A 12,473-nucleotide genomic window follows, 5' to 3' on the forward strand; every position below is an offset into this window, starting at 1 on the left:
CAACATGGCGCGATTCATTTTCCTGCTGCCATTTTCAGGATTGATAAGCTTTTTGACTCAACTTAGAGAGTAATTTTTCATGAATATCACCAAACCCGCCATTGCTCATAACCAAAATATGATCCCCCTGCTGCGCCTTATCAACAATCATATGTACCAGTGAATCGATATCAGCACTCCAATACGCAGGCTGAACACAATGATCTGCAATTTCTGATACATGCCATTTAATATTCGCTGGCTGGAATAAGAACACTTCATCAGCACGTCCCAACGCTGGTGCGATCTCATTCTTACTTATCCCCATTTTCATCGTATTTGAACGCGGTTCCAGTACGGTAATAATACGGGCAGTTCCTCCAACCTTACTACGCAGGGCCTCGAGTGTTGCCAGAATTGCTGTCGGGTGATGGGCAAAATCGTCATAAACCGTAACGCCGTTTTCCTGACCACGTAGTTCAAGACGACGACGGGCATTAATAAAATCGCTCAAAGCACGACAAGCATCAATTGGTTGGACACCAACATGGTGTGCAGCTGCAATCGCAATCAGCCCATTACGCATATTATGTTCGCCAACTAACGACCAATTCACCTCTCCGACAACTTCACCACAATAAAACACCTGATAATCGCTGCTGTCTGTACTTACCTTTTTTGCCTGCCAGTTACCGGTTTCACCCATCTGTTCCAATTCGCTCCAGCACCCCATAGACAAAACCTGCTTCAGGTTAATATCGTTATCTGGGACAAAGATCTTGCCACTACCGGGAACGATCCTAACAAGATGATGGAACTGTTTTTGAATAGCAGCCAGATCTCCGAAAATATCTCCGTGATCGAATTCCAGGTTATTCATGATCAGAGTGCGTGGGCTGTAATGAACAAACTTAGATCGTTTATCGAAAAAAGCACTGTCATATTCATCGGCTTCTATGACGAAAAACGGGCTTTCCCCGATCTGAGCTGATGTTTCAAAATTACCCGGGACACCGCCGATCAAAAAACCCGGTTTATAGCCACAAGCTTCCAAAATCCAAGCTAACATACCCGCAGTTGTTGTCTTGCCATGAGTACCTGCAACTGCCAGAACCCAACGCTCTGGCAAAACATAGTCATGTAGCCATTGTGGGCCAGAAGTATAAGGAAGACCACGTTCCAACACAGCTTCTACACAAGGATTACCGCGGCTCATAACATTACCGATGATGACCATATCTGGCGCAGGCTCCAACTGTGCCGGGTCATATCCCTGAATCAGACTAATCCCATATTTTTCCAGTAAGGTACTCATTGGTGGATAAACATTGGCATCTGAACCCGTCACTTCATGGCCAAGAGAACGTGCCAGAATTGCCAGTCCACCCATAAAAGTGCCGCAGATACCAAGAATATGAATACGCATTGATTTCCCATTCCATAGCATGAAGTTAATCACTATTCTAACCATCAAAAGCAAGATAAGAAATGGAAGAGCCTATGAATCATCCCTTTCTTTGGCTAAACTGCCCGCGCAAGAGTGCAATGGACACTCAGAAACCACTATCAAATCACATTCAGGACTTTCGTCATGAAAACATTAGGCGAATTCATCGTCGAAAAGCAGCACGATTTTTCTCATGCCACAGGTGAACTCACTGCATTGCTTTCCGCTATTAAGCTCGGAGCAAAGATTATTCACCGTGATATCAATAAAGCCGGTTTAGTGGATATCTTAGGAACCAGCGGCGTATCCAACGTCCAGGGTGAAGTGCAGATGAAGCTGGACCTGTATGCTAACGAAAAACTCAAAGCAGCACTAAAAGCACGCGGTGAAGTTGCCGGTATCGCTTCAGAGGAAGAAGACGATATCGTTATTTTTGAAGGCGACCGCGCTGAAAATGCAAAATATGTTGTTTTGATGGACCCACTAGATGGTTCTTCCAATATTGATGTAAACGTTTCCGTTGGTACTATCTTCTCTATCTATCGCCGTATTACACCTATCGGCAAACCTGTTACTGAAGAAGATTTCCTGCAACCGGGTAACCGCCAAGTCGCAGCCGGATATGTTGTTTATGGCTCTTCAACTATGCTGGTCTATACAACTGGTTGCGGTGTGCATGCCTTTACTTACGATCCATCTCTTGGGGTATTTTGCTTGTCCCATGAAAAAGTACAGTTTCCGCCAAGAGGCAATATGTACTCCATCAACGAAGGGAACTACATCAAATTCCCTATGGGGGTAAAGAAATACATCAAGTATTGCCAAGAACAGGATGAAGCGACTCAGCGTCCTTATACCACTCGTTATATCGGCTCATTGGTTGCTGATTTCCACCGCAATTTACTGAAAGGCGGCATCTACATCTATCCAAGTACCGCCAGCCACCCATCAGGAAAATTGCGCCTGCTGTATGAATGTAACCCAATGGCATTTCTGGCTGAACAAGCCGGAGGCAAAGCTAGTGATGGTGCCAACCGCATTCTGGATATTGTCCCATCCAAACTGCATCAGCGCGTACCTTTCTTTGTTGGCAGTAAATCCATGGTAGAGAAAGCCGAAAGTTTTATGGCTGAATTTCCAGATGAATAATTTCATCTGGAAATGAAGAATTAAGAGGCGGAATTCCGCCTCTTAATTCTATGCCAGTATCTTGAAAAAGAATTTCTACTTACAAACCCCAAACGAGAGTTTTTCTTCGGTAACTCTTCTCGCGAGAATTAGAAAACAGCTAACTTCTTGGAGCGTGCAAAAACATCTTGCCAAGAGAGAATTAGTAAATATTTTGTCAGAATGGCATGAACCAATACACCCGATACAAATAATTCGAACCAAAAGAAATCCAATACCTAGACGTATCTCAATGTTTTCAAATTTTCTTATAGAATATTTCCAATGTAGAATAAGTGATTTTATATAAAATAAATTTCAACGAGTGATAATAATTTAATTGGAAATTTTTACCGAACAAGCAATAATATCATTTTGGAGATTATTACTGCCATAACATATCCATTATTTGGTAATGTAATGTGCAGTTCACTTTACTGGAATTAGTAATTCCATTATTAGTAAAATCGAATTCGTGATAATCAGATTGCTACCAAAAACTTGATAATATCCTTCCACAAAGCAGTTATTCCCCCAGGCTGTAACTCCTACCTTTTCTACACAAATTCCCTATCGAAAGATAGGGAATCAGATTGCTGACAAAGCATTAACTAAAAAACAGCACCTTGTCAGCAATCTACAACGGGATTCCCTCACCTTTCTTATTTTGGAGATTTTTACAGATTAAGGCCATAGAGATAGTGAGATTTCATCACTATTCTGGCTATAATAGCCTCTACTCCATTCTGGTTTGAAATAAAGGAAACTTTCATGAGTCTGAACTTAGTACCGGCAGGGAAAGAACTGCCTGAAGACATTTACGTCATCATTGAGATCCCTGCAAACGCAGATCCAATTAAATATGAAGTTGATAAAGAATCTGGTGCATTGTTTGTAGATCGTTTTATGTCTACCGCAATGTTCTATCCATGCAACTATGGTTACATCAACAACACTCTGTCTCTGGATGGAGATCCAGTTGATGTTCTGGTTCCAACTCCATACCCGCTGCAACCAGGTTCTGTGATCCGTTGCCGTCCGGTTGGCGTTCTGAAAATGACTGATGAATCAGGTGAAGATGCGAAACTGGTTGCGGTTCCACACAGCAAATTGACCAAAGAATATGATCACATTAAAGATGTGAACGATCTGCCAGAATTGCTGCGCGCTCAGATCACTCACTTCTTTGAGCGCTACAAAGATCTGGAAAAAGGTAAGTGGGTTAAAGTTGACGGTTGGGATAATGTCGAAGCTGCTAAAGCAGAAATTATCTCCTCTTTCGAACGTGCTGCTAAGAAATAATTTTTCTCTGCCTGCATAGTTAAAAACCTCTGCCAGAAGATCTCTGACAGAGGTTTTTAATATCACAGCCCCTTTACCTTCAGTATAAAAGGGAACCTCGCTTTACTCTTTTTCGTGGCGTTTCAGCCAATCGCCGCTTTTTATCCGTCGTAAACCCGCTACTGGAAACTGATAAAGATATATCCATGCACTGCCATACGGAGTCTGAATCAATTCCCTTACATATTCCCGAGAATTATCTTTCAAATCATCTAACTCTGTCAGGATAGTAGAATTGATACGATATACCTCACACTCAATACTCCCGTCACCACGGACTACCGCAGGATAATGCCCAAGGTCGTACAACTCATAGCCTTCCAGCTTATGATCCCCTAACCATTGAGCATCAGTCATCCAGTGATGATTGCCCTGTTTGCGCCGTAAGCTGCCATAAACAATAATTCGCATTTTTAAAACTCAAACTGATAGAGCAAATCCAATGCCTGATCAATACCAGACATTGCTTCCAGATACAATCTAGGCATTAACCTATAGCGTAAGGTTAACGTTGCCAGCGAATCAAATATACCAACACCATACTTAACTTGCAGATCTTTTGTAATCCTTCCGCTAACAACCACCTGTGATTTATCGCCAGCCCCTTGTGTATCCAGTGCCAAATCGGAAACACCGAATGTTTCACCGATTTTACCCACCAGCTGACCACTCTGTGCAATTCCTAAGCCTATCAATACTGCCCTCATTTGTGAGTCGTCAGAACCACTGTTCTCTAATCCTTCACCACGCAATAAGTAAGAAAGCACTTCCTGTTGTGATTTAACAGGTTCTGAAAAAATTGCCACTTTGGGTTTATCTGCCAGACCAGTCACTCTTACCCCAGCAATAACACCCCCATCAGTTGACTCTGGGTTACGGATAGCCTCAATGTTAAGCAATGGCTGATCCGGTGGACCAGAGAACATAATCAGCCCTTTACGAACGATCAAATCCTGCCCATAAGCATGAAAACGACCATCAAGAATATCAACTTGTCCATTCAAGCCCAGACCTTGCTTATCTTGAGCAACTTTCAGATCACCTTTAAGTTGAGCTTTGAGGCCAAAAGCACTGAAGCGAACATCCTCCCCTATGTGAATCGTCAAATTGCTTTGAATCGGAATGGATGTTTTTTTCTCTTCTAATGGCTGAAAATTCTCATTCAATATAACCTCATCCGATGAAGCTTCAACCGCCGATTCTGGTAATTCCTTAACTGTAATCAGCGCCCAAGGAATATCAACATTACCATCTAGTTTCAACAACTGAGGTGAAGCCTCAAATACCAGATCAGGGCTAACATCAATTTTTACCATTGGAGGAAAAGTTACCCTCAGCTTATTACCGTTAGCGGCAACTCTTGCATGCCATGTATCCAAATCATGCCAGTCAGCATCACCACTCAGGTTAAGTTGCCCTTTTGGAGTTTTGATAACCCCCTCAAGGGCAGAGCGCACTCCATCAAAATTCACCCCAAGTTGCCCTTGAGTAATATCAAATGGAATCCAATGACCCGAAGCTTGCAGTGAACTTAGAGCCAGTCGGCCAAACAGTAATGGATTTTTGGCATTTCCCCCCAAGCGCAGATTAGCATTCAAATGACCTTCAGCTTTATCGCCTTTATCAAGGATTGGCTTAATCAATGCCAGTGAGATATCCTGAATACCTACATTGCCAGATAGTTTGCGGCGCCCTTCAAGATCTGCAATCTGTACGTCACCGTTAAACTGACCATTTCCCATGATTTTAAACAACCAATCTAGCTCCGCGGTACCATTCTTCAAACCAGCCTTGAGTGTCAGTGTCTGGAAATCTACGGGTAATGCGACGCCATCGACCATCTGTTTAACCTGTACCTCGCTACCGCGCAGATTAACATTAGCTTGAGGCAATCCATGTCCCGCACTCCATTTAACATCTGCGTTACCACTAAATACGCCTTTCAGTTGTGTTTCAGGTCCCAGTAATGGTTGAATCATGGCGAGATCAAAACGTTCAAGAACAACAGATGCGCTGCCGTTAGTACCAGCTTCAATCGGTTTAGGTACGCAGAGTTGCGCATGTGGATTCAGCCAGCAATGAGTACCCACAGTCACTTTCTGCTGCGGGTTGAGGTAATCGATAATAATAGGTTTAGTTAAACGCCATTCTCCAACCGGAGTGTCAAAACGAGTATTATTGATATTACCTTTCCATCGTTGTTGCTTGCGATCAAAACTACCATTAAGTGCAAGCTGACCGGAAACAGGTGCCCCATCGATCTTCAGCTGCAAATCATGCTGCTTTTCATTGCCTTTAGCATTCAGCGTTAGATTACGGATGATCAAGTCAACCTGTTTTAACTGACGGACATTGACAGCAAGATCACCCTGGATCTGCTCAGCAGAACGCACATTCCCTTTCACATTTACGCTATCAATGCGCAAATCTTGCCATTTCAATCCATTAGCATTCAGATCCGCCAAAAGCTGCGGTGCTTGCATACTACCACGTAGTTTCAGTGTTCCATTAACCACACCGCCAAGCCCCGGCAATAGACCATCCAGTCTCGGTGCATTGATATTGCCATCAAGTTTCCATTGTTTGGACAACTGCCCCTGGAAATTCATTTTATTACGCCCCAAAGCCAGCTCAAACTGAGGAATATTCCACTGACCAGCAGCATTACCAGAAACCTTACCTCTGGCTTTTACCAAGTTCTGTTTTACATTGCCATCCAGTGTGATTTCCGGGATCTGGAGCTGCCAACTACCACCGTGCAAACTACCACGGGTAACAATTTTGCCATCTATTCTGGCAGGCCATTCCGGCCACTGTTTCGCAGTATTGATCCCAGAGAGTGTCAGCACCGTATTCCAACTTACCGCTTTACTCCAATCTGCCACACCGGTTAATTCAGCCCTTCCCTGTAAAGCAGACAGACGTAAACGAGTCAACCTGAACTGTTCTTCATTACCTTTAGCATCCAGAACCAGTAATGCCGGTGGAATTTCATTACCTTTAATATCGGAGCGTAATGACAAATCATAACCACTAGCCTTACCATTCAACCGCATTTTTATACTATCAAGCTGATACTCAGGCTCTCCGGTTAAAGGCCAGCTAAATTGCTGGCTTTCAAGCGTTACACGCATCGGCAAACCTGCCCGAGCCAACTCTGCTTGAGCATCAAGTTTAGCACTGACAGGACCAGACAAATTTAGACCCAAGTTGAGTTGTTCCAGCAAGGCACCATCAAGCTTCAAATCAACTTTTTGCCCTTGTATCTCTTGCCGATTCAATTCACCTTTTATTGTCAATTTTACTGGCCATTGCTGTGCCAGAGTCGCTGAGCCATTAATAGCTAAAGAACCTTCCGGCGCATTAATATTCAGTTTATTGAGCTGAATCTGCTGCCCCTGATTGCTCAATTGCAGTAATAAGTCATTGATGGTGATATTGGTATCACTGATCAGCTGTAATTGTTTACCACTGATCTCTTCAACAGTAATATCCAGTGGAATAGGCACTTCCGGTAACTTTGCCAGCAACGGCTGAGAAAACAATTCTTTCAGGATTTCTCCCAGCGACTTTTCCGGTTCAACCTCCTGTTTGACTTTCTTTGCTGCTTCCGCAATTTTCAATTGTTCAGGGGTAGTTTTTGGCAATCCAACTAACAACTTATTAATTTGAGTTGGCTTAAAAGTTAACACCTTTTGCTGCCACTGAGCCGCTGTTCTGAATTCATCAAGGGCAATCACCATATCATCTACGGTAACAGTGGCATTTTTAACAGATAGCAAATCAAGTGAAATCGGATACGGAGTCCTTAGCTCAGTCAGAGGTTCTGATTCTGGTGATGGTTCCTCCGAAACAGGAAATTGTTTAGTGTTAATCGCAACTTTCACTCCTTCCGTCGTCAATGCATTAATACATAAATGACTGTTTTTCAAACAAGAAAGACGTAACGAAAGGTGGAATTGATCCACATTGACATCAACACCGGGCACCTGATACCTAACTTCTTTCAGGGTTAAATCACGCCAACCACCACTAACGCTAGCTATATCCAGCCCCGGAACCCAACGGGCAGCACTGTTAATCATAAAATGCAAGCCAGATTGCGTTCCTATCAACCCAGCCGCAGTAATGACCAACAGAGTAACCATCAGTAAAAAAGCAATACTGATCTTTTTAATCCATCTCATAATTCAGATCCTAATCCAATATAAAACTGGATATCATGGGATTCTGAATCCCCTATTGGCTTGGCAAGATCAAACTTAATTGGCCCGACAGGAGAGGCCCAACGCACACCAATTCCTGCGCCGGTTTTGAAGTCACTGTTTTTAATATTATTGACTGCTTCACCTGTATCAACAAAAACCGCGCTCCACCAATCACCCGTTACGTTATATTGATACTCAAGAGAACCCACTATCAACGCGGATGCCCCCGTTAATTTTCCTTTATCGTCTTTAGGAGAAATTTTCTGGTATTTGTAGCCACGAACACTGTGATCACCACCAGCAAAGAAACGTAAATCAGGTGGAACTTTCTGGAATTCATTAGTTTCTATCCAACCCAGATTACCTCGAACAACAAAGCGATGATTATCCCAGTAAGTTCTTATCCAAACGTTTTTCGCCTGTAATACCAAGAAATCCACATCAGAACCCCAAGTAGTATCAGAAATATCAATGGAATAGCGCTGACTATCGCCCCAAGAAGGCATCGTACCACCACGCTGACGGATACGGCTGACATTCACTCCCGGATACAACAACATCGTGGTGTTAGTGACATCCGCCTGAGTAAAGTGGCTGAGACTCCAACGCAGATTGATTCCATACTGCCAGCCAGTAGAAAGATCCCAATTACGAGAAAGATTCACCGTCGCAGTATCTGATACGGTATCGTTGAGATCCTTGCGTTTATAACCGGTCTGCAACGCATAATACTGCTCCAGAGGGTTCGCTTTTAGCGGCATTTTATAGCTGGCATCAATAATCTGTTCGGGTGCAGAAAGGTTGACGCTGGTGTTAAGGCTGTGTCCACGGGAATTAAGCCACGGTTTTGCCCATTTAGCCTTCACCCGTGGCCCCACATCTGAGCCATAGCCGCCCCCGAGTTCAACATAATTTCCGGAACGTGGTGTTAAGACCGCATCAAGAGGGAGAGTCCTATTACCACTTTTTCTGGCCGGAGCAAAATCAGGTGTCACTAGTGCCGAGTTAAACCAGCCGGTCTCTGCCAATCGCCGGTTCAGCTCTGCCAATTGCTCTGAGGTATAAAAATCCCCTTCTTTGAACGGAACTAAGTTACTCAGATAATCTTCGCGAATCTGTGAGCCTTGATAATGTACCGGACCAAAGCGATAACGTTCCCCACTGTCAAAATCAAAATCCCAGAATGCCTCATGCCGCTCTTTAGAAACACCTAATTGGTTCTTCTTCATGACGGCGTCAAAGTAACCTTTTCTAATAGCAAGTCCAGTTAAAGAGCTTTTGAAGCTTTCATATTCACCATGATTAAGAATTGTCCCCTTTGTCGGACTTTTGCTTTTGACAAGTTTGGCATAATCTCCATCTGTCTTAGCTCCACCTGCCAAAACAACATTAACACCGGCAATCCGTACAGGCTCACCCACGATGACTTTTGCTGTTAATACCGAACGAGTGGGAGGTTTATTTTCCTGATAGGTAAATTCAATGATAGGTTCATAATAACCAAGAGGGCGCAAACCTTCACGAATCGCTTTATCTACGCGAGAGCGGAAACGACCATCAGCAGCAACTTCGTCAGTGCTGATAGTTGAAAGATGAACCCGAGCATTTTTTTCTAAATTGCCTGTTAATCCTTCCATTTTCAGGCGAAGACTAGCACTATGAACGATGGGAGTTGCGACAGACACACAAAGAAAACATAAAACGGGGTATCTCGACACGCGAACTCCTAACCTGATCGGAATAATTTGACTATAATGAAATTTATTTTGATTAAAGTTTATAATATATACAATCTATTAATATCTGAAAACCTAATAATTACGAGAGGGAATTTTGCCAACTTCAACTAACAAGATCCAATCTGTTGATTCTCAACACATACTGTCAGGCAAAACAGAACCACTTAAGGTTTCACCAGGCCATATTGTCACCAATCATGCGATAAAACCTGTTCCAGAAAATATGGAAGTTGCCTATTTTGGTATGGGATGCTTCTGGGGCGTAGAGCGTCTATTCTGGCAGCAACCTGATATTTACACAACCTCCGTGGGTTATAGCGGTGGCACAACACCGAACCCAACTTATGAAGAAGTCTGTAGCGGTCTGACTGGACATGCTGAGGTTGTCAGAATTGTTTATGATCCGGCAACAAATAGTTATGAAAACCTATTAAAGCTTTTCTGGGAAAACCACGATCCGGCTCAGGGAATGCGCCAAGGCGGGGATATTGGTACTCAGTACCGCTCCGCAATTTATACTGTGTCACCTCAACAACATGAACTGGCATTAGCTAGCCGTGAACGTTTCCAAAAGGCAATGCAACAGCAAGGAGATAACCGTGCTGTTACGACAGAAATCACAGAAGCTGGGCCATTCTATTTTGCAGAAGACTATCACCAGCAATATCTGTTTAAAAATCCTGAAGGGTATTGTGGGTTAGGTGGTATTGGTGTTTGCTTGCCACAAATGGATAAAAACTAGTCGATTTATTTAAGTTAATGTTATAATTATTACGATAACAAATAGTTTATCTCTGTATTTATTTCAACTTTTTGTTTTATACGATTTTTACTGTTTCCTCCGGTGTTCTTTCAATGACAATCTACTCTATCACCGGAGGTAAAACATGGATACTTTATGTTAAATAGTCTATTAGTGGTGTTTTTATTGTGTGCAATAAGCGCCTTTTTTTCGTTATCTGAAATTTCTCTTGCCGCCTCAAGGCGGATCAAATTAAAGCTGATGGCAGATGAAGGTAATATCAACGCAGCTTATGTCCTCAAACTACAAGAAACGCCAGGAATGTTTTTCACTGTCGTACAAATCGGCTTAAACGCCGTTGCCATTCTGGCAGGTGTTGTCGGTGAATCTGCATTCTCTCCTTCACTAAAAGCTTTTTTCATTAAATTTATGAACCCAGAATGGGCAGAACAACTCGGCTTTATCTGTTCATTTGCTATCGTGACAAGTCTGTTTATTTTACTTGCTGACCTGACACCAAAGCGTATTGGCATGATCAAACCAGAAGCTGTCGCAGTGAAAATCGTTAACCCAATGCGTTTTTGCCTGGCAATTTGCCGCCCATTAGTCTGGCTGTTTAATGGCCTGGCTGATCTTATCTTTAAGATCTTTAAAATTCCGATGGCTCGAAATGAAGACATCACATCTGATGATATTTTTGCTGTTGTAGAAGCAGGCGCAGTTGCGGGTATCCTTCGTAAACAAGAACATGAACTGATTGAAAACGTATTCGAGCTTGAATCTCGTACTGTTCCTTCGGCCATGACCTCACGAGAAAGTGTCATCTATTTTGATAAAAATGAAAGTGAAGAAAGTATCAAACAACAGGTTTCCACCCAACCCCATTCCAAATATCTGATATGTGATGGAGATATCGATCATGTTATTGGTTATGTGGATTCAAAAGACCTACTTAACCGTGTCCTAAGTGGTCAGAGCCTGAGCTTCAATAAAGGTGTCCAGATCCGCAATGCTCTAATCATTCCAGATACCCTGACGCTCTCAGATACACTAGAAAGTTTTAAAGCTGCTGGTGAAGATTTCGCTATCATCTTGAATGAATACGCACTGGTGATGGGTGTAATTACTCTCAATGATGTTATGACCACACTAATGGGCGATTTAGTTGGTCAGGGACAGGAAGAACAGATTATCGCCCGTGACGAGAATTCATGGCTAGTTGAAGGCGGCACACCTATTGATGATGTGCAACGGGTACTGGATATCGATGATTTCCCTGACTCCAGCAACTACGAAACTATAGCGGGTTTTATGATGTTTCGGCTGCGAAAAATTCCAAAACGTACCGATTCTGTCAAGTTTGCTGGTTATAAGTTTGAAGTTGTCGATATTGATAACTACAAAATCGATCAGCTATTAGTCACAAAAATCACAGATACATTAACCACAGCTCCAATACAAGAATCGCCCATTCGGTGATAATCAATAAGTAAAAACGGTTCATCTATCTAAACCGTTTAATATTTCTATATTAAGCGCCACTTAATTTGTGGCGCGGATTATTCAGTATGCTATTGCTCGGCTTTTCTCGTTATCTATCCTATTTCGGCCTGCAAACGTAACACCTGCTGATTAACTTCGCTCATCACACTAAAATGGCGCTTATCTCTCACCTTCGGTGGTAAAATTTTACCGCAGTCGAACTCAAAAGCCCCCATATCTTTAATGTATAAACGTCCACGGAACAAGGTTTTAACATAGAGAGCAATTTTCAGTGGGTTATATTGGTGAAAAATTTTCATCTCTGCTTTTTTCCTCTTAATGCTTCTTACGGTTACATTTGGTGAACC

The 12,473-nt window shown here is 42.7% G+C and carries 9 protein-coding genes; 4 read left to right on the forward strand and 5 right to left on the reverse strand.

What is annotated here, in order from left to right:
• Nucleotides 1-34: 34 nt before the first annotated feature.
• Nucleotides 35-1,405 carry a UDP-N-acetylmuramate:L-alanyl-gamma-D-glutamyl-meso-diaminopimelate ligase gene (gene mpl, locus EAE89_RS06995; RefSeq protein ID WP_054478318.1) on the reverse strand — a complete coding sequence of 457 codons (1,371 nt, stop codon included), beginning with the start codon at nucleotides 1,403-1,405 and terminating at the stop codon, nucleotides 35-37.
• Nucleotides 1,406-1,570: 165 nt separating this feature from the next.
• Between mpl and fbp the strand changes: the two genes are divergently transcribed.
• Nucleotides 1,571-2,575, forward strand: coding sequence for a class 1 fructose-bisphosphatase (gene fbp / locus EAE89_RS07000; protein WP_054478320.1), 1,005 nt, complete (start codon nucleotides 1,571-1,573; stop codon nucleotides 2,573-2,575).
• A gap of 789 nt (nucleotides 2,576-3,364) precedes the next feature.
• Nucleotides 3,365-3,895 carry an inorganic diphosphatase gene (gene ppa, locus EAE89_RS07005; protein ID WP_054478323.1) on the forward strand — a complete coding sequence of 177 codons (531 nt, stop codon included), beginning with the start codon at nucleotides 3,365-3,367 and terminating at the stop codon, nucleotides 3,893-3,895.
• 102 nt (nucleotides 3,896-3,997) lie between these two features.
• Here ppa and EAE89_RS07010 read toward each other — a convergent pair whose 3' ends face one another.
• Genes EAE89_RS07010 through tamA form a run of 3 tightly spaced genes read right to left on the reverse strand, consistent with a single transcriptional unit; the run spans nucleotide 3,998 to nucleotide 9,860 of the window.
• Entirely contained in the window at nucleotides 3,998-4,345 is a 348-nt protein-coding gene (locus EAE89_RS07010; protein ID WP_054478325.1) for a gamma-glutamylcyclotransferase family protein, read from the reverse strand.
• A 2-nt stretch (nucleotides 4,346-4,347) separates the two neighbouring features.
• On the reverse strand, nucleotides 4,348-8,121 hold the full coding sequence (gene tamB / locus EAE89_RS07015; protein WP_214085597.1) for an autotransporter assembly complex protein TamB: 3,774 nt from the start codon (nucleotides 8,119-8,121) through the stop codon (nucleotides 4,348-4,350).
• Complete coding sequence (tamA, locus tag EAE89_RS07020; protein WP_054478329.1) at nucleotides 8,118-9,860, reverse strand: autotransporter assembly complex protein TamA; 1,743 nt, start codon at nucleotides 9,858-9,860, stop codon at nucleotides 8,118-8,120. The genes tamB and tamA overlap by 4 nt, the downstream gene beginning before the upstream one ends.
• A gap of 115 nt (nucleotides 9,861-9,975) precedes the next feature.
• Here tamA and msrA point away from each other — a divergent pair, with 115 nt between their 5' ends.
• Nucleotides 9,976-10,623: a peptide-methionine (S)-S-oxide reductase MsrA gene (gene msrA / locus EAE89_RS07025; protein WP_054478331.1), complete on the forward strand. Its 648-nt coding sequence runs from the start codon at nucleotides 9,976-9,978 to the stop codon at nucleotides 10,621-10,623.
• 156 nt (nucleotides 10,624-10,779) lie between these two features.
• Nucleotides 10,780-12,102 (forward strand): polyamine export protein PaeA, encoded by a 1,323-nt coding sequence (gene paeA, locus EAE89_RS07030; RefSeq protein WP_054478333.1) that lies wholly within the window; start codon nucleotides 10,780-10,782, stop codon nucleotides 12,100-12,102.
• A 116-nt stretch (nucleotides 12,103-12,218) separates the two neighbouring features.
• Here the strand turns inward: paeA and EAE89_RS07035 are convergent, their stop codons facing one another.
• Nucleotides 12,219-12,425, reverse strand: coding sequence for a DUF1107 domain-containing protein (locus EAE89_RS07035; protein WP_015836134.1), 207 nt, complete (start codon nucleotides 12,423-12,425; stop codon nucleotides 12,219-12,221).
• Nucleotides 12,426-12,473 lie beyond the last annotated feature (48 nt).

Source organism: Photorhabdus heterorhabditis (assembly GCF_018448905.1).
Lineage (GTDB): Bacteria > Pseudomonadota > Gammaproteobacteria > Enterobacterales > Enterobacteriaceae > Photorhabdus > Photorhabdus heterorhabditis.